Consider the following 20,187-nt stretch of genomic DNA (forward strand, 5'->3'; position numbering starts at 1 on the left):
ACCATCCTGCCCGTGAACCACCCCCGGCGGCGATCCGTCGTGGGGGCATGAGGACATCGATTCGTACGGCGGTCGCCCTCGCCGTGCTGCTGGGCATGGGAGCCACGGGCTGCGCGGGGGGCCGTACGACCCAGGATCTCCCTCCTGCTCCGGCGGACCTCACCGGACGCGTACGGCTTGTCGCGTACGCCGGCTGCGACGAGATGACGGAGGGGCTGCGGCAGGCGGCCGCACGGAACGTCACCTCATGGGGCTTCGCGGGGAACATGCTCTACGCGGCCGACGACGTCGCCACGGCGAAGCGAGCGATACCCGAGCAGCAGTACGGGCAGCAGCCGCACTCGACCACGAACACGCACGAGGCGGGTGTGGACGAGCCCGACCTGGTCAAGACCGACGGCGACCGGGTGATCACGGTCAACCAGGGTGTGCTGCGCGTCGTGGACGCGACGACCCGGAAGGTCACCGGGACGCTGCGGCTCGTCGCCGATGACCAGTTGTGGGCCCAGGCCGACCTGCTCGTCCACGGCGACCGTGCGCTCGTGCTGTTCGAGGGCGGCGGGATCATCCCGTTCGGGGCGTCGGACCGGGCCCGGGTCGGCCCCGGTGGCCCGAGATACGTGCTCGTCGACCTGTCCGGCGAGCCGCGCGTCCTCGGCGCGATGACCGTGCAGGGGCAGCACGTCGACGCCCGGCAGACCGGCTCCGTGGTGCGGCTCGTCGTCCGGTCCCAGCCGGAGATCGCCTTCCCGCCCGCGAAGCCCGACGCGTCTGAGAAGGACCTGCTCGACGGCAACCGCAAGGCCGTGCTGTCCGCTCCCGGCGACGCCTGGCTGCCGTCGTACGACGTCGAGTCGGGCGGCGTGCACCGCACCGAGCGGGTCGGCTGCGACCGGGTCAGCCACCCCGACGAGTTCACCGGCACTTCGATGCTGACCATCCACACGATCGACCTGGCCGCCGCCACGCCGTTCGGCGCGCTCACGCCGATCGCGGTCGCGGCCGACGGCGACACCGTCTATGGCACGGCGAGCAGCCTCTACGTCACCAGCAATCCCCGCTGGTGGGACGCCCGCCCGATCGACGTGCTGCCGGCGCCCGGGTCGTCGGCCGCCGCGCCCACGCCGAACGTGCCGCCCGAGCGCACGGAGGTGCACCGCTTCGACGTCTCGGCCCCCGGCACCCCGCGCTACGTCGCGTCGGGATCGGTGCCGGGACGGCTGCTCAACCAATACTCCCTGTCGGAGTACGACGGTCACCTGCGGGTGGCGACGACCAGCGGCGCCGAGGTGTCCGGCGCGGCCACGAGCGAGAGCGGCGTGCACGTGCTCGACGCCGGCACGCTCACGCAGACCGGCTCGGTCACCGGCCTCGGCAGGGGCGAGCGGATCTACTCGGTGCGGTTCATGGACGGCCTCGGCTACGTGGTGACGTTCCGCCAGACCGATCCCCTCTACACGCTCGACCTGCGCGACCCGGCCGCGCCGAAGGTCACCGGCGAGCTGAAGATCACCGGCTTTTCCGCCTATCTCCACCCGGCGGGCGAGGGACGGCTCATCGGCGTCGGCCAGGAGGCGAGCGCGGAGGGCCGCGCACTCGGCACGCAGATCTCGCTGTTCGACGTCTCCGACCCGGCCGCGCCCACAGTGCTGTCGCGGTTCCACCAGAAGAAGTCCGGCTCGGAGGCCGAGTGGGACCCGCACGCCTTCCTCTTCTGGCCCGCCACCGGGCTGGCCGTGCTCCCGCTCCAGAACTGGTCCGGCGGCGGGATCTCGGGCAGCGCGGCGCTCGCGCTGCGCGTCGGCGACCGGGAGATCACCACGCTGGGCGTCGTGAGCCACCCGCGGTCCCGCTCCACGGGCGGCTTCGCCCCCGCCGACCCGGGCATCCGCCGTTCCCTGGTCATCGGCGACGACCTGTGGACCGTGTCCGACGCCGGCCTCAAGGTCAGCGACGCCGCCACGCTGGCCGACCGCGCGTGGATCCCCTTCAGCTGACGTTGCCCGGCGCCTCCGCGAGGTCGCGCGGGGGCGCGACGGGGACGATCTCCGGCGCGCCGAGGCGGATCGCGTCCGCCTCCTGGTCGGTGTCCTGCTCCTGGGAGGCCCGCTCCGCCTCGACCCGCTTCGTGTAGTACTCGACCTCGCGCTTGACGTGGTCGGCGTCCCAGCCGAGCGGACCCGCCATGAGCTCGGCGGCCTCCTGGGCGACCGCGGTCCCCCGGTGGAAGGTCTCGATCGAGATGCGGGTGCGCCGCGTCAGCGCGTCGTTGAGGTGCCGGGCGCCCTCATGCGTCGCCGCGTACACGATCTCCGCGCGCAGGTAGTCGTCCGCGCCGTCGAGGGGACGCCCGAGCGAGGGATCGGCCTCGATGAGCGCCAGCACCTCGTCGATCAGCGAGCCGTACCTCTCCAGCAGGTGCTCGATCCTGGCCACGTGCAGCCCGGAGGCGCGCGCCATGCGGTGGCGGGAGTTCCACAGGGCCTGGTAGCCCTCCGCGCCGGCGAGCGGCACCTGGTCGGTGCAGGACTTCGGCACGCGCTGGTCGAGGCCGTGCGCGACCGCGTCGACGGCGTCGGCGGCCATGACCCGATATGTCGTGAACTTGCCGCCGGCCACCATGACCAGGCCCGGCACGGGGTGGGTGACGACGTGCTCGCGCGAGAGCTTGGAGGTCTCCTCGGACTCCCCGGCCAGCAGCGGGCGCAGCCCGGCGTACACGCCCTCGACGTCGTCCCTGGTCAGGGGCACCGAGAGCACCGAGTTGACCCGGTCGAGCAGATAGTCGATGTCCGCCCGCGAGGCGGCGGGGTGGGCCTTGTCGAGGTTCCAGCGGGTGTCGGTCGTCCCGATGATCCAGTGCCTGCCCCACGGGATGACGAACAGCACCGACTTCTCGGTGCGCATGATGAGCCCGCTGAGCGAGTGGATGCGGTCGCGCGGCACCACGAGGTGGATGCCCTTGGACGCCCGCACGTGGATCTGCCCGCGCCCGCCGACGAGCTGCTGGATGTCGTCGGTCCACACGCCGGTCGCGTTGACGACCTGGCGGGCCCGCACGTCGAACTCCGCGCCGTTCTCCAGGTCGCACACGCGCACCCCGGTGACCCGCTCCCCCTCCCGCAGGAAGCCGATCGCCTGCACCCGCGAGGCGACGTGCGCGCCGTACGTGGCGGCGGTACGCAGCGTGGTCATCACGAAGCGGGCGTCGTCGACCTGGGCGTCCCAATACTGCACGGCGCCGGTGAAGGCCGACCTGCGCAGCGAGGGGACGACCCGCAGCGCCTGGCGACGGGTCAGATGGCGGTGTCCCGGCACGCCCCGGGTGAGGCCGGGGGACAGCCCGAGCGTGTCGTAGAGCACGAGGCCCGCCCCGATGTACGGCCGCTCCCAGCCCGTGTGCGTGAGCGGATACAGGAACGGCACCGGCCTGACCAGGTGCGGCGCGATCCGCTTGAGCAGCAGCGACCGTTCCCGCAGGGCCTCCCTGACGAGGTCGAAGTTGAGCTGCTCCAGATAGCGCAGGCCACCGTGGATGAGCTTGGACGACCGGGACGACGTGCCGGAGGCGAAATCGCGCGCCTCGACCAGGCCCACCGAGAGCCCGCGGGTCGCGGCGTCGAGCGCGACGCCGGCGCCGACCACGCCGCCGCCGATCACGACCACGTCGAGTTCCTGCGCCTGCATCCGCGCCAGGGCGGCGGTACGTTCTGCCGGACCGAGCCTCGCCGTCCCCATCCTCGCCGTCATATGGCTCCTTCTGTACCGCTTTCGCCTCGTCCGGGTAAATCTACCCGTGAGTAGTCGCCCGCGAATCCATCTTTTCCGTCGCCTTTCCCAAGGATCTGCTTAATAGTCGGTGAACACGTCTCAGGGACGCCGGCAGGCGACCATCGACGTACGGGCGTGCGGCCCGCCGTACCAGAAGCGCCAGCCGAGGTCGTAGACCTCGACGTCGGCGGCGCCGCACTCCGTGAGCACCTCGGCGTACTGCCGGGCGTTGCGGAAGTCGGCGATCCGCAGCAGGCCGCCGGGCCTGAGCACGCGGAACGCCTCGCGCACCGCCTCCGCGCGGCCCTCCTCCTGGGGGATGTTGTGGATCGCGAGGCTGGAGACGACGAGGTCGAACGCGCCGTCGTCGAACGGGAGGTCGCGCATGTCCCCGGTGACCAGGTCGACCCGGTCGGCGACCCCCTCCGCCCGCGCGTTGGCCCAGGTGGCGTCCTGGCTGTTGCCCGACTGGTCTTTCGTCGACCACAGGTCGATGCCGGTGGCCTTGCCCGACGACAGCCGCGCCGCGGCCTTGAGCAGCACCAGGCCGCGGCCGCATCCGAGGTCGAGGACCCGCTCGTCCCCCTTCAGGCCGAGCCGGTCGAGCTCGGCGTCCCAGACCGCGAACTTGCCGCGAAGAGTGGTGTGCGCGAACACCGCGCCCCCCGCCACCAGCATGATCCCGCCCACGAGGAGCACGACGGCCGGGATCGGCCAGCCGATCCCGAAGAGCACGGCGGCGAAGGCCAGCTCGGCGACGCCACCGAGGATCAGTCCGGCCAGCACGCCGGGCGCGTCCACACCATAGTTCGTACGCGAATCGATCACCGTTGGTTCTTACCGCCGACGCACCCGTCGTGTACAGGGCCCGTGCGCGGCGGGAGCCGCCGGACCCGGAGCCGCGTGCACGGGCCGGACGCGGGAGGATGGCGGCATGAGCGTGACTCTCTCCGATGCCCGCATCGTCACTCCCGACGGCGTCCACGACGGCTGGCTCACCATCGAGGACGGCAGGATCACCCACATCGGGCGCGGGCAGGCCCCGCGCGACGGGCTCGGCCTGGGCGGGCGCACCGTCGTCCCCGGCTTCGTCGACATCCACAGCCACGGCGGTGCAGGCGGCAGCTTCCCGGACGGCGACCCGGAGACCGCCGCCGCGGTCGCGGCCTTCCACCTCGGCCGCGGCTCGACCACCCTCATGGCGAGCCTCGTCACCGCCGCGCCCGACACGCTCGCGCGGACCGCCGCGACGCTCGCCGACCTGTGCGAGGAGGGCCTGCTCGCCGGCATCCACTTCGAGGGGCCCTACATCGCCAGATCGCGCTGCGGCGCGCACGAGCCCACGCTGCTGCGCGAGCCCGACGTGGCGGAGTTCCGGGCGCTGGTGAAGGCCGGGCGGGGCCACGTGCGGATGCTGACGATCGCGCCCGAGCTGCCGAACGCGCTCGACGTGATCAGGGAGGCCGCCGCCGAGGGCGTCGTCGCCGCGCTGGGCCACAGCGACGCGACGTACGAGCAGACGATCGAGGGGATCGACGCCGGGGCCACCGTGGCCACCCACCTCTACAACGCGCTGCCGCCGCTCGGCCACCGCGCGCCCGGGCCGATCGCCGCCCTGCTCCAGGACGAGCGGGTGACCGTCGAGCTGATCAACGACGGCGTCCACGTACATCCGGCGATGCTGCGCCTGGCCATGCACGCCGCGGGTGCGGACCGTACGGCCCTGGTCACCGACGCGATGGCGGCGACCGGCATGGGCGACGGGCGCTACCCGCTCGGCCCGATGACCGTCGACGTCGTGGACGGGGTGGCCAGGATCGCCTCCGACGCTCCCGGAGGCGGCCCGATCGCCGGCAGCACGCTCACGATGGACGTGGCCTTCCGCCGCACCGTGCGGGAGGTCGGGCGCTCGCTCGTCGACACCGCGCTGATGGCCTCGCTCACCCCCGCCCGCGTCCTCGGGCTGGACGGCGAGATCGGCTCGATCACGGTCGGCAAGTACGCCGACCTCGTGGTGCTCGACGACGACCTGGGCGTCGGCGGCGTGATGAAGCGCGGCGCCTGGATCCGCCACCCCTGACCGGCCGGGAGAAGCCGAAGGCCGGGCCCGCCGGGCCCGGCCCTCTCCAGGTCATGGTTCAGCGCTGCGGCGGGGCGACGACGACCTCGACGCGCTGGAACTCCTTGAGGTCGGAGTAGCCGGCGGTGGCCATCGTGCGGCGCAGCGCGCCGAGCAGGTTCATCGAGCCGTCGGCCAGCGACGACGGGCCGTGCAGGATCTCCCGCAGCGTGCCGATCGTGCCGAACTCCACCCGCTTGCCGCGCGGCAGCTCGGGGTGGTGGGCCTCGGAGCCCCAGTGGAACCCGCGGCCGGGGGCCTCGGAGGCCCGCGCGAGCGGCGAGCCCACCATCACGGCGTCGGCGCCGCAGGCGATCGCCTTGGCGATGTCGCCGGAGCCGCCCATGCCGCCGTCGGCGATGACGTGGACATACCGGCCGCCCGACTCGTCCATGTAGTCGCGGCGGGCCGCGGCCACGTCGGAGATCGCGGTGGCCATCGGCACGACCACGCCCAGCACGTTGCGGGTGGTGTGCGAGGCGCCGCCGCCGAAGCCGACCAGCACGCCCGCCGCGCCGGTGCGCATGAGGTGCAGCGCCGCCGTGTAGGTCGCGCAGCCGCCCACGATCACCGGGACGTCGAGCTCGTAGATGAACTGCTTGAGGTTGAGCGGCTCGGCCCGGCCCGACACGTGCTCGGCGGAGACCGTCGTGCCGCGGATCACGAAGATGTCCACGCCCGCGTCGATCACGGCCTTGTGGTGCTGCACGGTGCGCTGCGGCGACAGCCGTACGGCGGTCGTGACACCGGCCGCGCGGATCTCCTCGATGCGCCGGCCGATCAGCTCGTCCTTGATCGGCGCGGTGTAGATCTCCTGCAGCCGCCGGGTCGCGGCCTCCTGGTCGAGGGCGGCGACCTCCTCGAGGAGCGGCGCCGGGTCCTCGTAGCGGGTCCACAGCCCTTCGAGGTCGAGCACGCCGAGGCCGCCCAGGCGCCCGATCTCGATGGCGGTCTGCGGCGACACGACGCTGTCCATCGGGCTCGCCACGAGCGGAGAGTCGAACCGGTAGGCGTCGATCTGCCAGGAGATCGACACCTCCTCCGGGTCACGGGTGCGCCGGGAGGGCACGATGCCGATCTCGTCCAGCGCGTAGGCACGCCGCCCGCTCTTGCCGCGCCCGATCTCCACCTGTGTCATATCGCCTGTTCTTTCCGTTTCTTCCGGTACGAGTTATCGACCGTGGTAGTTCGGAGCCTCGACCGTCATCTGGATGTCATGCGGGTGGCTCTCCTTGAGCCCGGCCGCCGTGATCGGCATGAGCTGCGCCTTCTCGTGCAGCTCCTCGATCGTCCGGGAGCCGGTGTACCACATGCCCTGCCGCAGGCCGCCGACGAGCTGGTGGGCCACCGCCGCGACCGGGCCGCGGTAGGGCACCTGCCCCTCGATGCCCTCGGGGATGTACTTGTCCTCCCCGGACACGTCGGCCTGCGCGTACCTGTCCTTGCTGAACGACGCGCCGCCGCGCTCGCGGTTGCGCACCGCGCCGAGCGACCCCATGCCCCGGTAGGACTTGAACTGCTTGCCGTTGATGAAGATCAGCTCGCCGGGCGACTCCTCGCAGCCGGCCAGCAGCGAGCCGAGCATGACCGTGTCGGCCCCGGCGGCCAGCGCCTTGGCGATGTCGCCCGAGTATTGCAGGCCGCCGTCGCCGATGACCGGCACGCCGGCCGGGCCGCACGCCAGCGCGGCCTCGTAGATGGCGGTGAGCTGCGGGGCGCCCACGCCCGCGACGACCCGGGTGGTGCAGATCGAGCCCGGCCCGACGCCCACCTTGACCGCGTCGGCGCCCGCGTCGACCAGCGCCTGCGCGCCCGCGCGGGTGGCGACGTTGCCGCCGATGACGTCCACCCGGCCGTTGGCCTTGATCTTGGCGACCATGTCGGCCACGCCGCGCGAGTGCCCGTGCGCGGTGTCGACGACGATGACGTCCGCGCCCGCCTCGATCAGCGTCATGGCGCGCTCCTCGGCGTCGCCGGCGACGCCGACCGCCGCGCCGACCATCAGGCGGCCGTCGGCGTCCTTGGTCGCGATCGGATACTGCTCGCTCTTGGTGAAGTCCTTGACCGTGATGAGGCCCTGGAGGCGGCCGGCCTCGTCCACGAGGGGGAGCTTCTCGACCTTGTTCTGCCGCAGCAGCCGGAACGCCTCGTCGCGGTCCACCCCGACCGGCGCCGTCACCAGCGGCATCGGGGTCATGACATCGCGTACGGCCCGGCTCTGGTCGCTCTCGAAGCGCATGTCGCGGTTGGTGACGATGCCCACGAGCACGCCGTCCGCGTCGGTCACCGGGACCCCGGAGATCCGGTAGGTCGCGCACAGCCGCTCGACGTCGGCGAGGGTGTCCTCGGGAGAGCAGGTGACGGGGTTGGTCACCATCCCCGCCTCCGACCGCTTGACCAGGTCGACCTGCTGCGCCTGCTCCTCGATCGAGAGGTTGCGGTGCAGGATGCCGATGCCGCCCTGCCGCGCCATGGCGACCGCCATACGCGCCTCGGTGACCGTGTCCATCGCGGCCGACACCAGCGGGATGCGCAGCGTGATGGTGCGGGACAGCCGGGTCGTCGTGTCCGCGTCCCCCGGCTGCAGGTCCGAATAGGCGGGAACGAGGAGCACGTCGTCGAACGTGAGTCCCGGTTCGGTGAACTTGGCCATCTGCTGCACCCCTCCTGCGCTGTGGGTCCCTCGCGCGTAGGTCCCTCGCCAGACCCGAGGTCAGTCTAGTGGGCGCCCCAAACCGCTTCCGGCCGACCTGTCAAGAGGGAGGGCACAAAAAGTGGGGGGACCGGCTTCCGGTCCCCCCACTTCCCCGCGTCGTGCCCGCCACGCCCGTCGAGCCCCCCTCCGCGCCCGGCAGACGCGGCGTTCCCGGCTAACGCTGGGTCAAGAATGCGTCACGCAGCGTCTATGCGCAAGGGCGTAACGTGCAACTGCACAAAGATGCATTTCCCGTCTCCCGGAACTGTGCCGGAAACAAATGCGAACCCTCACGTCCATACAAAAGCCGCCACCGTCGGCCGTGCCAAATGTGGGAACAGTGCGGACAGCGTGCGATATCCGAGCTATTCTCGCGATCCAAGAGCGAGGGGGTGCGGCGGAAGTCGGCGCACCGGAGGCCGGAAAACGTTTTCGCCCGGCCAATCAGCGTGTGGATCAACGCGTACGACGCGATCGGCACGCCGCGACCGGCACGGCACCATCAGTGCGGCGCGACCAGTGCGGTGCCACGGGCGCCGCGCGACCAGTGTGACCACCGACGGAGCGAGCATGAGTACGACGCGCAACCCCGCCTCCCAGGCCGACCCGTTCGAGAGCCTCGGGCTCTCCCCCGACCAGGCGGCCCTCTACACGGCCATGCTGCGGCTGCACCGCGCCACGCTGACCGAGCTGGCCGAGGCCGTCGACCGGCCCGCAGAGGACGTTCTCGACGCCCTGGACGGGCTCGTACGGCTCGGCGCGGTCAACCGGCGGCGCGAGGAGTTCCTCGCCCGGCATCCGGTCGCGACGATCGGACGGCTGGTGGCCGAACGGCTCGACCGCATGGCCCGGGAGACCCGCCAGATCGACGAGGTGCTCGCGGCGGCCGGCCGCCTGACCCATCACTACGACGCGGGCCACGACTGGCACAGCGGGCGGTTCTCGGTCGAGCCGCTGAGCGGCGCCGACGAGCTCTGGGAGAGCGTGATCGGCCTCGCTTTGCAGGCGCCCCCCGCCGAGCTGGTCATGGCCGTGCCCGACCGCCGCACCATGGCCAGGTTCGCCGACGGATTCGTCGGCCAGTGGATCCAGGCCGCCGCGGACGGCATCCTGCGCCCGCGGATGGTCGTCGCGCTCGACGCCGTGTCCGAGCCCGCCATGCGGCAGGTGTGCGCGCGGTTCTCGGCGGCGGGCGCGGGGCTGCGCGCCCTCGACACGGTGCCGAGCTGGTTCTTCGCGCTCGGCGAGGGCACCGCCGGGCTGCCCGCCGAGTGGGGCGTCCCGCTGCCCGAGCACTCCTACAACTGCTACCTGGTCCACGCCCCGGTGGCGGTGGGGGCGCTGCGGGCGCTGTTCGAGGAGCTGTGGGCCCGGGCCGCGCCGATCTTCCCGCGCAACAACGCCCAGCAGGTGCTGCGGCTGGCCGCGCGCGGCCTGTCCGACGACGCCATCGCCCGCCACCTCGGCGTCTCCGTACGCACGGTGCGGGCCAGGTTCGCCGAGGCGATGTCGGAGCTGGGGGCCCAGTCCCGTTTCCACGCCGGAGTGGAGGCGGCCCGCCGCGGCTGGCTGTGAGACCACCTCCAGGATCACGGCCGGATCACGGCCCGACCAGCAGATGGGGCGCTCTTTCGCTCGTGGAGGGGGCCGTGGTCATAAGGTGGGATGCGTGCTGGAAGACGTCCCCCGCGACCCGTTCGCGGATGACCCCAACGACCCCGCGGCGGAGCTTGGAGCGCCCGATGACGTGGAGCCGCTGACGCTCGCCGAACGCGACGAGGCGCTGACCGACCTCGCCGACGTGGAGGTCTTCCGTTCCCTGCTCGAACCCCAGGGCGTGCTCGGTCTCGTCCTCGACTGCCCGGAGTGCGGGGAACAGCACTACTTCGACTGGGACCTGCTGCGCGGCAACCTGCGCCAGATGATCGACAACGGCCGGCCGCAGGTCCACGAGCCGGCCTACCAGCCCGACCCGGCCGACTACGTCAGCTGGGAGTACGCCCGGGGCTATGTGGACGGTGTGATCGACACGGAGGAGAGCCGCTGACTGTCCACGTCGACGACGAGCGCGCCGAGCAAGCGGATGGCGGCGTCCGCGCCGCCCACCAGCTCACGGCGGGCCAGCGCGTCGAGGAGGGCATCGGTCCTCAGTACTTCGCCCTCCACATCGGCATCGCCGTACGACCCGAGGTGGCGAGCCGTACGACGACGTTTCGTGGTCACGCAATCGACTCCAGCTCGGCCAGTTGCCGGAGCCTGGCGAGCGCACGATGCTGCGCGACCCGGACGGCACCTGGTGACATGCCGAGTACATTACCCGTCTCTTCGGCCGACAGGCCCGACACCACCCGCAGGATGAGGAGCTCGCGCTGCGTGTCCGGGAGCCGGGCGAGCAGATCGCGGGCGTGCTGCGCCTCGATGTAGCGCACGACCGTCTCCTCCGGTCCCGGTCCCTCGTCGGGCCCGTCCGGCAGGTCCTGCGTCGGCACGGCCGAGCGCACCGAGCTGCGCAGCGCGTCGGCCACCTTGTGGGAGGCGATGCCGAAGACGAACGAGGCGAACGGGCGGCCCATGTCGCGGTAGCGCGGCAGTGCCGACAGCACCGCGATGCACACCTCCTGGGCCACGTCGTCGGCGATGTGGTATTGACCGGACACCCTGCCCAGTCGGGCTCTGCAGTAGCGAACCACCATCGGGCGTAAATGTCCCAGCAGTGATTCGATCGCGGTGCGATCTCCCTGTACGGCAAGGCTGGTCAGTTCCCTGAGGTCGGGCTCATCCGATCTCGTCGCAAGCCTTACCCCAGTTACGGCGTCGGCGACGCATCCCTCGGTCACGTTAGGCATGATGCCCGCCGCGATCGTTCATGTCGTCATGGTTAATGGCTACGGATTGGTCACATTGACGCGTCGATAACACGCCGTAATCATGTGATCACTCGTCCGTTGGAACATTCCAACCAGAAAGCCCAAAACGCGGGATATACGCCGGACGACTTGACAGGGAAAAAGAAGCGTGCGTCGTTCGCATTGCCCGCGAGGCGGCTTCGTCCCCGGCGGCCCGTCCCGCGACACGGCGGGCAGGGGGCGGGCACGGGGCGGGCACGGGGCGGAAAAGCAGCGCGCCCCGCGGTCCGCCCTTGCGGGCGGGCGCGGGGCGCGAGGCGCGGAAGGCGCGGGATCAGTGGCCGTGACCGTGGCCGTGGCCGTGGCCGCCGTTGGCGGCCGGAGCCTCCTCCTCGGGCTTGTCCACGACGAGGGCCTCGGTCGTGAGCAGCATGCCGGCGATGGACGCGGCGTTCTGCACGGCCGAACGGGTCACCTTGACGGGGTCGATGACGCCCTGGCCCACCAGGTCGCCGTACTCGCCGGTGGCGGCGTTGAGGCCCTCACCCGCGTTCAACTCGGCGATCTTGGTGGTGACGACGTAACCCTCCAGGCCCGCGTTCTCGGCGATCCAGCGGGCGGGCTCGATCAGCGCCTTGCGGACGATCGAGACACCGGTGGCCTCGTCGCCGGTCAGGCCCAGGTCGTCGAGCTCCTTGGACACGTGCACGAGCGCGGAGCCACCGCCGGAGACGATGCCCTCCTCGATCGCGGCGCGGGTCGCGGAGATCGCGTCCTCGAGGCGGTGCTTCTTCTCCTTCAGCTCCACCTCGGTGGCGGCGCCGACGCGCAGCACGCACACGCCGCCGGCCAGCTTCGCGAGACGCTCCTGGAGCTTCTCGCGGTCCCAGTCGGAGTCGGACTGCTCGATCGCGACCTTGATCTCGCGGATGCGGTCCTCGATCGCCTGGGCGTCGCCGGCGCCGTCCACGATCGTCGTGGTGTCCTTGTTGACCACGACGCGGCGGGCCGTGCCGAGCACCTCGAGGCCGACGTGCTCCAGCTTGAGGCCGACCTCCTCGCTGACGACCTGGCCGCCGGTGAGGATCGCGATGTCCTGCAGCATGGCCTTGCGGCGGTCGCCGAAGCCCGGGGCCTTGACGGCGACGGACGTGAAGGTGCCGCGGATCTTGTTGGTCACCAGGACGGCCAGGGCCTCGCCCTCGACGTCCTCGGCGATGACCAGCAGCTGGCGCTTGGTCTGGGCGACCTTCTCCAGCAGCGGCAGGAAGTCCGCGATGGAGGAGATCTTGCCCTGGGTGATGAGGATGTACGGGTCCTCGAGGACCGCCTCCATGCGCTCGGAGTCGGTCACCATGTAGTGCGACAGGTAGCCCTTGTCGAACTGGAGGCCCTCGGTGAACTCCAGCTCCAGGCCCATCGCGTTGGACTCCTCGACGGTGATGACACCGTCCTTGCCCACCTTGTCGAACGCCTCGGCGATCAGGCCGCCGATCTTCGCGTCCTGCGCGGAGATCGTCGCGACGTTGGCGATCTCCTTCTTGTCCTCGACGTGGCGGGCGCTGCTGAGCAGGCGCTCGCTGACCGCCTGGGCGGCCTTGTCGATGCCGCGCTTGAGCCCGAGCGGCTGCGCGCCGGCGGCCACGTTGCGCAGGCCCTCGCGGACCATGGCCTGGGCCAGGACGGTCGCGGTGGTGGTGCCGTCGCCCGCGATGTCGTTGGTCTTGGTGGCGACTTCCTTGGCGAGCTGGGCGCCCAGGTTCTCGTACGGCTTGTCCAGCTCGACCTCGCGAGCGATGGTCACACCGTCGTTCGTGATCGTCGGCGCACCGAACTTCTTGTCGATGACGACATTGCGGCCGCGGGGGCCGAGCGTCACCTTGACGGCGTCGGCGAGAGCGTTCACACCACGCTCGAGAGCGCGCCGCGCGTCCTCTTCGAACTCCAGGATCTTCGGCATTCAGGTCTCCTTGTGAGCGCGCGGAGCCCCGGGCGCAAGGTCCCGGGGCTCCACAAGCCGGCGCGGCCTACTTCTCGATGATGGCGAGCACGTCGCGGGCCGAGAGCACCAGGTACTCCTCGCCGCCGTACTTGACCTCGGTGCCGCCGTACTTGCTGTAGAGGACGACGTCGCCCTCCTTGACGTCGAGCGGGATGCGCTTCTCGCCGTCCTCGTCCCAGTTGCCCGGGCCCACAGCGAGGACACGGCCCTCCTGCGGCTTCTCCTTGGCGGTGTCCGGGATGACCAGGCCGGAGGCGGTGGTCTGCTCGGCCTCAAGCGGCTGGACCACGATGCGGTCGCCAAGCGGCTTAACGGGAACCTTGGTGGCGGTCGTCACGATCGGACCTCCCCTTCAGATTGCGATGAATGAGCTGAAGAGGCGACCAGCGGCCTGCCGTCGCGGGTGTCAGACCTGTCTCGTCGCTGTTGGCACTCTCAATGGCAGAGTGCCAACACGAAACAGTATGCAAGTGGCGCGTGACAGTCAACACGAACCGGCATCGCAGGTCAGACGCATCCGGCGGCGACGCTCCCGAGGTTATGCCCCGTCCGCCGCGCCGGCGTCACCGCCGCCCGCTTCCGGCGGACCGGCGCCTCTCAGCAGGGACAGGCCGCGGGAGGCGCGACGGCGGGCCGGGTTGCCGGCACAGGCGGCGGGGCCACGTTGCGCGGACAGGTCGCGGGGAGTCGCGGCGACAGGCGGCGGGCCAGGTCGCGGGGACAGGGCGCGGGGCGCGGGGACAGGGCGCGGGACGCGGGGACAGGGCGCGGGGAGTCGCGGCGACAGGCGGCGGGGCCACGTCGCGGGGCACGGGGACGGTCAGGCGCGCGAGGCGTACGACCCGGAGCGGACGTCGTCCAGGAGGCCGGGGCGGCTCGGCCTCCAGCCGAGGACCTTCCTGGCCAGGTCGCCGCTCACCACCTGGCTCAGGGCCAGCCCCTCGGCGAAGGGACGCCCGAGCACCTCACCCGCCTCGTCGATCGGCCACGGCACGGCCTTCCCCGTACGGCCCGCGGCCGCCGCCACGTCGGCGACGCTCACCGCCTCCTCGGCGACGGCGTGGAAAAGGCTCCCCGGCGCCGCCTTCTCGATCGCGAGCACGAGCAGGTCCGCCAGGTCGTCGACGTGCACGGTCGCCCAGGTGGGCGCCGGGCCGCCCGCGTGGACATAGCGGCCGTCCTCCTGCCCGGGGGCGGTGAGCAGGGTGGGGATGCCGACGCCCCGGCCGTACACGATGCCGGGCCTCACGACGACGCCGCCCGCGTCGAGCACGAGCCGTTCCACCCGCGGGCGATAGCGGGAGGGGGTGATGGGGTTCACCGGCGCGTCCTCGCCCGCCGCCTCGGTGGTGGCACCGAGCACCCAGACGCCGCTGATGTAGACGAGCCGCGCGCCCCCTCCGGCCAGCGCCTCGATCGCCGCGACGTCCACCTGCTCGTCACCGGTGGGGTTGGCGGAGTGCACGACGACGTCGATGTCCGGCGTCACCGCGCTCTTGAGGGTCTCGGGTTCGTACAGGTCGCCATGGCGCACCTCGCCAGGAACGGCGGTGTCGCGGGCCTTCGGCCGTACGAGCGCGACCGCCTCGTGGCCGCGCTCGGCGAGCCGCTCCGTCAGCACCGAACCGATGTAGCCGGTCGCGCCCAGCACCAGGACCTTCATTTTTCCACCTCTAACATTTTGATGTTTGACTGTTCGATGCCAAAGGTAGCGTAGATCCCATCGATATTTCAACGTCGAAATGTCCGTTACCATGGGTGGTGGAGGAGGAGCGGCGAGGAGAACCCAGACCGCGCGCGCTATGAACGACACCCTCACGAACGAGACCCCCGGGAACGACACCCTCGCCGCCGGCGACCCCGCTCCCCACAACGACGCCGTCGACCAGATCCTCGGCCAGTGGGCCCGGGTGCGCCCTGACGTCGACTGCTCGGCGATGGGAGTGGCCGGGCGGATCTCCCGCGCGTCCCGCCTGCTGGAGAAGGGCATCAAGGAGTATTTCGCCGGGCACGACATCGAACCATGGGAGTTCGACGTGCTCGCGACGCTCCGCCGTGCCAACCCCGATCACCGGCTCTGCATGAGCGATCTCGCCACGGCCGCCATGGTCAGCTCCGCCGCGCTCACCAACCGGGTGGACCGCCTCGTCGCCCGGGGCCTGGTGCATCGCGAGGTCGCGCCGTCCAACCGCCGCATGGTCCTGATCACCCTCACCGGCGAGGGCCGTACGGTGGTCGACACCCTGCTGGAGGGTCACGTGGCCAACGAGGAGCGGATGCTGTCCGGCCTCACCGGCGAGGATCGGGAGCGGCTGTCGGGGCTGCTCTGCAAGCTGCTCGCCTCGCTCGGCGACACCGGCTCCCGCTGACCGGCCCCGAGCCTGCGGTCACCGCCTCCGCGGTCGCCGCCGCCGCGATCGTCCACACGACGAAGCCGCCGCCGCGATCGTCCACACGACGAAGCCTCCGCCGACGTGCGCGGCTCGGCGACACCGGCTCCCGCCGACCGGCCCCGGAGCCGTCGTCGGCTCCGGGTTGTCCACAGGGCGGAGCCTCCGGCCGACGTGCGGGTCCGGCAAACGGTAGCGTCGCGAGCGTGGACCTGGACGCCTTCCGCACGCTGCTCACACCCGCCGGGCGCGGGGCCCTCGACGAGGCCGTGAAGATACTCGCCGACGGCGCCGATCCCGTGGCCGCCGCGAGCGCGATGCGCCGGAGCCACCCGGCCGACCTGACGGCGGCGGCGCTCACCCAGGCGTCGCTGCGGCGGCGGGCCGAGGCGAAGTTCGGCCCCGACGCCGCCGTCATGTACTTCACCCCTCACGGGCTGGAGCAGGCCACCCGTCCCGAGGTCGCCGCACACCGCGCTGCCAGGATCCGGGCCTCCGGAATCCGGGCCGGCGACATCCGGGCCGGCGGAGGGCCGGAGGGCGGCCCCTCCGTGCTGGACGTCTGCTCCGGGATCGGCGGCGACCTGCTCGCGCTGGCGAGGGCGGGCTGCCCGGTGCACGCCGTGGACCTCGATCCGCTGACCGTGGAGATCGCCCGGGCCAACGCGGCGGCGCTCGGCCTGTCCGCCCTGGTCGACGTCCGCACGGGCGACGCCGCGCTGGCCGACCCCGGCGGATACGACCTGCTGTTCGCCGATCCCGCCAGAAGGGGGGCCAGGGGACGGACCTTCGACCCGATGGCCTACTCCCCCACGTGGCCGGTCGTGCTCGACCTGGTGGCCCGCGCCCCGGCGGCCTGTCTGAAGGTGGCCCCCGGCATCCCGTACGAGTTCATCCCGGAGGGCGCCGAGGCCGAGTGGGTGTCCTACCGCGGCGAGGTGAAGGAGGCGGCGATCTGGACCGGCATGGGGCCGGGCGGGCGCCGCGCCACCCTGCTGCCGTCCGGGGCCACGCTCACGGCGTCCGGCGCCGAGGCGGAGACCGGGCCGGTGGGCCGCTATCTCTACGAGCCCGACGGCGCCGCGGTGCGGGCCCACCTGGTCGCCGAGGTCGCGGCCCTCGTGTCAGGCCGTCTGCTCGATCCCCGGATCGCCTACATCACGAGCGACCGGCTCGTACGGACGGAATGGGCGCCCTGCTACGAGGTGACCGACGTCATGCCGTTCTCGCTCAAGCGGCTGAGAGCGGCGCTGCGCGAGCGGCGCGTCGGCGTGGTCACCATCAAGAAGCGCGGGTCCGCCGTCGATGTCGAACGGCTGCGCAAGGATCTTCGGCTTTCCGGCGACAATTCCTGCGTGATCGTGCTAACCCGCATCGAAGAAAGGCCGTTCGCCCTGCTCTGCGAGCCCGCTACCAGCACGGACGGGTAATACCGCGACAATTCACCGGCAATTACCGCCTTTCTCATTCCACGCCTGATGGCCGCGGGTCAGGGCCTAAAGTTGGCGGTCGGGCGTGCCGCCTGTTCGTTCATCTGCGCGAGACGGGCCGAACCGACGTTTCGGCGAGTGAAGGAGCATTCTCGGTGGAGCATTCCAGCCACAACCTCCTCCAGGCGGGCAGCCAGACCGCCATCTCCGACCGGATGCGTGAGCTGCTCGCCCGGGCGGCCCAGGACCACGTCTACGAGCAGAGGACGCAGGGCGCCGTGCTCGACGAGATCCGCCAGCGGCTGGAAGGCATGGAGTGGCTCCTGCGCGAGGTGCGCGAGCGTGAGCTGGGCGGTCTCGGCGTCGCGCTTGAGGCGATCACCCAGCGGCTTGACGACATGACGGTCCGGCCGCCCGCGTGGGCGGAGGGGCTGGCGCAGCACATGGAACTGCTCCGCGACCACGTGGACGAGGTCGGCGGCCGGACCCAGAGCCTCGCCGAGCGGATGGCGGACGTCTCGCAGCGGCTCGGCAAGTTCCAGGGCAGCATGGAGGCCGCCGCCGGGCGGTTCACCCGGATCGACAAGACCCTCGCCGCGCTCACCGAGCGCACCGAACGGCTCGAAGCCGTCGTGGTCGAACGGCTCGACTCGGTCGGCGGCCGGATCGACGCGGTGGAGAGCGGAGTCGAGGCGGTCGGTGAACGCGTCGGCAACCTGCCCGCCGATCTCGGCATCGGGGAGCTGCGCGGCACCGTGGCCGGTCTCGGTCACGCCGTCGAGGGCATGGACGCCAGGGTGACCGCGCTGGGCGCGGGCGTCGGGGACGTCGCCGCCGGCGTGGACGAGATGAGCACCACCATCGCGGGCATGAACGCCGACCTCACCCTGGCCGCGGGAGCCGTCGTGCCCCTCGCGGACGCGGTGCGCAGCAGGCCCGACCGCGAACAGATCGCCGAGACCGTCTCGGACGCGGTCACCCGCGCGATGGAACCGGCACGGGGCGACGTCGCCCGGCGGCTCGCCGCGCTGGAGGAGACCATGCTGGCGCTCGCCGAGGTCCTCCTCCGCCCCGCCCGCGGCCACACCGACTGAACCCGCCGACCGAGAACCGCCCACGGCCACGCTGAACCGACCACCGCCCACGGCCACGCTGAACCGACCACCGCCCCTCGGCCAGGCCGAACCTAGGCCCGCCTGCGGTCATGACCGCCCACGAGCACACCCGATCGGCGACCGGCCACGCCTGCCGAGGATCGCTCCCACCGGCCCTGTGACCGTACAGACGGCGGAGGCGAGGGCGGCGGTCAGACGTTGACGACGGTGATCGGGAGCGAGGAGTCCGCCGGGATGTCCAGGGTGGAGGGCCGGACGCCCGCCGCCACAAGGTTCGCGCCGAGCGCCGCCACCATCGCGCCGTTGTCGGTGCACAGGCCGGGCCGTGGCACCCGCAGGCGCACTCCGGCCGCGTCGCAGCGCTCCTGGGCCATGGCACGCAGCCGGGAGTTGGCGGCCACGCCGCCCCCGATCAGCAGGTCCTTCACGTCGTAGCGGGCGCACGCCTGCAGCGCCTTGCGGGTGAGCACGTCCACGACCGCCTCCTGGAACGACGCGGCGACGTCGGCCACGGGCACCGTCTCGCCCGCCGCCTCGCGGGCCTCGACCCACCGGGCCACGGCCGTCTTCAGGCCGGAGAAGGAGAAGTCGAGGGTGCCGTCGTCGTACTTGCCGCGCGGGAACGCCACCGCCGCGCCCGAGCCCTCGCGGGCGGCCCGGTCGATGTGCGGTCCGCCGGGGAACGGCAGCCCGAGCACCCGGGCCACCTTGTCGAACGCCTCCCCGGCCGCGTCGTCCACGGTCGACCCGAGCGAGATCACGTCCTGGGCCACGTCGGGCACCAGGAGCAGCGAGGAGTGCCCTCCCGAGACCAGCAGCGCGACCGAAGGCTTGGGCAGCGGGCCGTGCTCCAGCTGGTCCACGGCGACGTGCGCGGCGAGGTGGTTGACCCCGTAGAGCGGGACGCCGAGCCCCAGCGCGTACGCCTTGGCGGCGGCCACACCGACGAGCAGCGCGCCCGCGAGCCCGGGGCCCGCGGTGACGGCGACGGCGTCGATGTCGGAGAAGCGCAGCCCGGCGGCGGTCAGCGCGCCTTCGACCGTGGGCGTCATGGCCTCCAGGTGGGCCCGCGAGGCCACCTCGGGCACGACGCCGCCGAAACGGGCGTGCTCGTCCATGCTGGAGGCGACGGTGTTGGCCAGCAGCGTGTGGCCGCGGACGATGCCGACGCCCGTCTCGTCGCAGGACGTCTCGATCCCCAGGACGATCGGCTCGTCATGCCTGCTCATGCCGCCTCCTCACCTGTACGGCCCGGGGTCTCGTCGCGCCGGAGGCCGCGGGGAATCGCACGATCTTCACATGTTCGCCGCCTCATGCCTCATCCCCCGGATCTCCGTGTCGTGGCCCGAGGTCCTTCACCATGGTGATCGCGTCGGTGCCGTCTTCGTAGTAGCGCCGTCGCAGGCCCAGCCGCCGGAAACCGAACCGCTCGTACATCGCCTGCGCGGGCGGGTTGTCGGCGCGGACCTCCAGGAACACCGAGACCGCGCCGCGCCGGGCGGCCTCGGTGAGCAGCTCGTTCATCAGCGCGGTCCCGACGCCGGCCCGCCGGTGATCGGCGAGGACCGCGATCGTCTGGACGTCGGCCTGGTCGCCCGCCGCCGCCAGACCGGCGTATCCCACGACGCGGTCGCCCAGCTCGGCGACGACGTAGTGCCGGGTGCGCGGCTGGTCGGCGAGCTCGCCGCGCATCATGGCCTCGCTCCAGGCGTCCGCGGGGAACGTGGTCCGTTCGATGTCCATCACGGCGGGCAGATCGTCGTGGGTCATCCGGCGCAGCACGATTTCGGTCTGCCTCACGACGTGCCTCCGGGGCGGG

At 72.0% G+C, this 20,187-nt stretch carries 18 protein-coding genes; 7 read left to right on the plus strand and 11 right to left on the minus strand.

What is annotated here, in order from left to right; all coding sequences use genetic code 11:
- The first annotated feature begins 47 nt into the window (after window positions 1–47).
- Window positions 48–1,997 (plus strand): beta-propeller domain-containing protein, encoded by a 1,950-nt coding sequence (locus HCK04_RS08840; protein WP_142646680.1) that lies wholly within the window; start codon window positions 48–50, stop codon window positions 1,995–1,997.
- On the opposite strand, the gene HCK04_RS08845 is transcribed toward HCK04_RS08840, so the two are convergent.
- Together HCK04_RS08845 and HCK04_RS08850 are read right to left on the minus strand one after the other, a co-directional pair.
- Window positions 1,990–3,750, minus strand: a complete 1,761-nt coding sequence (locus tag HCK04_RS08845) for a glycerol-3-phosphate dehydrogenase/oxidase (protein ID WP_142646681.1) — start codon at window positions 3,748–3,750, stop codon at window positions 1,990–1,992. The two genes, HCK04_RS08840 and HCK04_RS08845, sit on opposite strands and share 8 nt — an antisense overlap.
- A 120-nt stretch (window positions 3,751–3,870) precedes the next feature.
- On the minus strand, window positions 3,871–4,599 hold the full coding sequence (locus HCK04_RS08850) for a class I SAM-dependent methyltransferase (RefSeq protein ID WP_221889888.1): 729 nt from the start codon (window positions 4,597–4,599) through the stop codon (window positions 3,871–3,873).
- A 106-nt stretch (window positions 4,600–4,705) separates the two neighbouring features.
- Between HCK04_RS08850 and nagA the strand changes: the two genes are divergently transcribed.
- Window positions 4,706–5,851: an N-acetylglucosamine-6-phosphate deacetylase gene (gene nagA, locus HCK04_RS08855; protein ID WP_142646682.1), complete on the plus strand. Its 1,146-nt coding sequence runs from the start codon at window positions 4,706–4,708 to the stop codon at window positions 5,849–5,851.
- Window positions 5,852–5,909: 58 nt separating this feature from the next.
- Here the strand turns inward: nagA and HCK04_RS08860 are convergent, their stop codons facing one another.
- Window positions 5,910–7,028, minus strand: coding sequence for a GuaB3 family IMP dehydrogenase-related protein (locus HCK04_RS08860; RefSeq protein ID WP_185948944.1), 1,119 nt, complete (start codon window positions 7,026–7,028; stop codon window positions 5,910–5,912).
- Between the two features lie 33 nt (window positions 7,029–7,061).
- Window positions 7,062–8,543 carry an IMP dehydrogenase gene (guaB, locus tag HCK04_RS08865; protein ID WP_142646683.1) on the minus strand — a complete coding sequence of 494 codons (1,482 nt, stop codon included), beginning with the start codon at window positions 8,541–8,543 and terminating at the stop codon, window positions 7,062–7,064.
- A 612-nt stretch (window positions 8,544–9,155) separates the two neighbouring features.
- On the opposite strand from guaB, the gene HCK04_RS08870 reads away from it, so the two are divergent.
- Both HCK04_RS08870 and HCK04_RS08875 read left to right on the plus strand, forming a co-directional pair.
- On the plus strand, window positions 9,156–10,160 hold the full coding sequence (locus tag HCK04_RS08870; protein WP_142646684.1) for a helix-turn-helix domain-containing protein: 1,005 nt from the start codon (window positions 9,156–9,158) through the stop codon (window positions 10,158–10,160).
- A 94-nt stretch (window positions 10,161–10,254) separates the two neighbouring features.
- Entirely contained in the window at window positions 10,255–10,632 is a 378-nt protein-coding gene (locus tag HCK04_RS08875; RefSeq protein WP_030508386.1) for a DUF5319 domain-containing protein, read from the plus strand.
- Here the strand turns inward: HCK04_RS08875 and HCK04_RS08880 are convergent.
- The 5 genes from HCK04_RS08880 to HCK04_RS08900 all read right to left on the minus strand — a co-directional run bounded on the left by HCK04_RS08880 (window position 10,593) and on the right by HCK04_RS08900 (window position 15,096).
- Window positions 10,593–10,808 (minus strand): hypothetical protein, encoded by a 216-nt coding sequence (locus HCK04_RS08880; RefSeq protein ID WP_142646685.1) that lies wholly within the window; start codon window positions 10,806–10,808, stop codon window positions 10,593–10,595. The genes HCK04_RS08875 and HCK04_RS08880 overlap by 40 nt on opposite strands.
- Window positions 10,805–11,431 carry a sigma-70 family RNA polymerase sigma factor gene (locus tag HCK04_RS08885; RefSeq protein WP_142563086.1) on the minus strand — a complete coding sequence of 209 codons (627 nt, stop codon included), beginning with the start codon at window positions 11,429–11,431 and terminating at the stop codon, window positions 10,805–10,807. Before HCK04_RS08885 ends, HCK04_RS08880 begins: the two co-directional genes overlap by 4 nt.
- A gap of 334 nt (window positions 11,432–11,765) precedes the next feature.
- Window positions 11,766–13,391 carry a chaperonin GroEL gene (groL, locus tag HCK04_RS08890; RefSeq protein WP_142646687.1) on the minus strand — a complete coding sequence of 542 codons (1,626 nt, stop codon included), beginning with the start codon at window positions 13,389–13,391 and terminating at the stop codon, window positions 11,766–11,768.
- Between the two features lie 67 nt (window positions 13,392–13,458).
- Complete coding sequence (groES, locus tag HCK04_RS08895) at window positions 13,459–13,773, minus strand: co-chaperone GroES (RefSeq protein ID WP_111699864.1); 315 nt, start codon at window positions 13,771–13,773, stop codon at window positions 13,459–13,461.
- Window positions 13,774–14,253: 480 nt separating this feature from the next.
- Window positions 14,254–15,096: an NAD-dependent epimerase/dehydratase family protein gene (locus HCK04_RS08900; protein ID WP_142646688.1), complete on the minus strand. Its 843-nt coding sequence runs from the start codon at window positions 15,094–15,096 to the stop codon at window positions 14,254–14,256.
- 139 nt (window positions 15,097–15,235) lie between these two features.
- On the opposite strand from HCK04_RS08900, the gene HCK04_RS08905 reads away from it, so the two are divergent.
- The 3 genes from HCK04_RS08905 (at window position 15,236) to HCK04_RS08915 (ending at window position 18,347) form a co-directional block, all read left to right on the plus strand.
- Window positions 15,236–15,802, plus strand: a complete 567-nt coding sequence (locus HCK04_RS08905) for a MarR family transcriptional regulator (RefSeq protein ID WP_142646689.1) — start codon at window positions 15,236–15,238, stop codon at window positions 15,800–15,802.
- Between the two features lie 227 nt (window positions 15,803–16,029).
- Window positions 16,030–17,253 (plus strand): class I SAM-dependent methyltransferase, encoded by a 1,224-nt coding sequence (locus HCK04_RS08910; RefSeq protein WP_142646690.1) that lies wholly within the window; start codon window positions 16,030–16,032, stop codon window positions 17,251–17,253.
- A gap of 155 nt (window positions 17,254–17,408) precedes the next feature.
- On the plus strand, window positions 17,409–18,347 hold the full coding sequence (locus tag HCK04_RS08915) for a hypothetical protein (protein ID WP_142646691.1): 939 nt from the start codon (window positions 17,409–17,411) through the stop codon (window positions 18,345–18,347).
- Window positions 18,348–18,559: 212 nt separating this feature from the next.
- On the opposite strand, the gene tsaD is transcribed toward HCK04_RS08915, so the two are convergent.
- Both tsaD and rimI read right to left on the minus strand, forming a co-directional pair.
- The gene (tsaD, locus tag HCK04_RS08920) at window positions 18,560–19,597 is read right to left on the minus strand and encodes a tRNA (adenosine(37)-N6)-threonylcarbamoyltransferase complex transferase subunit TsaD (protein ID WP_142646692.1); all 1,038 of its coding nucleotides are present in this window, start codon (window positions 19,595–19,597) and stop codon (window positions 18,560–18,562) included.
- Window positions 19,598–19,679: 82 nt separating this feature from the next.
- On the minus strand, window positions 19,680–20,168 hold the full coding sequence (gene rimI, locus HCK04_RS08925) for a ribosomal protein S18-alanine N-acetyltransferase (protein WP_261985829.1): 489 nt from the start codon (window positions 20,166–20,168) through the stop codon (window positions 19,680–19,682).
- Window positions 20,169–20,187 lie beyond the last annotated feature (19 nt).

The organism is Microbispora sp. CL1-1, from assembly GCF_012034195.1.
Taxonomy (GTDB): domain Bacteria; phylum Actinomycetota; class Actinomycetes; order Streptosporangiales; family Streptosporangiaceae; genus Microbispora.

What these genes read in the sequence shown, in the direction of transcription:
- HCK04_RS08870 (WP_142646684.1), top strand. Translation starts at nt 9,156, where the DNA reads ATGAGTACGACGCGCAACCCCGCCTCCCAGGCCGACCCGTTCGAGAGC.
- guaB (WP_142646683.1), bottom strand. Translation starts at nt 8,543, where the DNA reads ATGGCCAAGTTCACCGAACCGGGACTCACGTTCGACGACGTGCTCCTC.
- nagA (WP_142646682.1), top strand. Translation starts at nt 4,706, where the DNA reads ATGAGCGTGACTCTCTCCGATGCCCGCATCGTCACTCCCGACGGCGTC.
- HCK04_RS08905 (WP_142646689.1), top strand. Translation starts at nt 15,236, where the DNA reads ATGAACGACACCCTCACGAACGAGACCCCCGGGAACGACACCCTCGCC.
- HCK04_RS08845 (WP_142646681.1), bottom strand. Translation starts at nt 3,750, where the DNA reads ATGACGGCGAGGATGGGGACGGCGAGGCTCGGTCCGGCAGAACGTACC.
- HCK04_RS08885 (WP_142563086.1), bottom strand. Translation starts at nt 11,431, where the DNA reads ATGCCTAACGTGACCGAGGGATGCGTCGCCGACGCCGTAACTGGGGTA.
- HCK04_RS08860 (WP_185948944.1), bottom strand. Translation starts at nt 7,028, where the DNA reads ATGACACAGGTGGAGATCGGGCGCGGCAAGAGCGGGCGGCGTGCCTAC.
- HCK04_RS08840 (WP_142646680.1), top strand. Translation starts at nt 48, where the DNA reads ATGAGGACATCGATTCGTACGGCGGTCGCCCTCGCCGTGCTGCTGGGC.
- groL (WP_142646687.1), bottom strand. Translation starts at nt 13,391, where the DNA reads ATGCCGAAGATCCTGGAGTTCGAAGAGGACGCGCGGCGCGCTCTCGAG.
- HCK04_RS08900 (WP_142646688.1), bottom strand. Translation starts at nt 15,096, where the DNA reads ATGAAGGTCCTGGTGCTGGGCGCGACCGGCTACATCGGTTCGGTGCTG.
- tsaD (WP_142646692.1), bottom strand. Translation starts at nt 19,597, where the DNA reads ATGAGCAGGCATGACGAGCCGATCGTCCTGGGGATCGAGACGTCCTGC.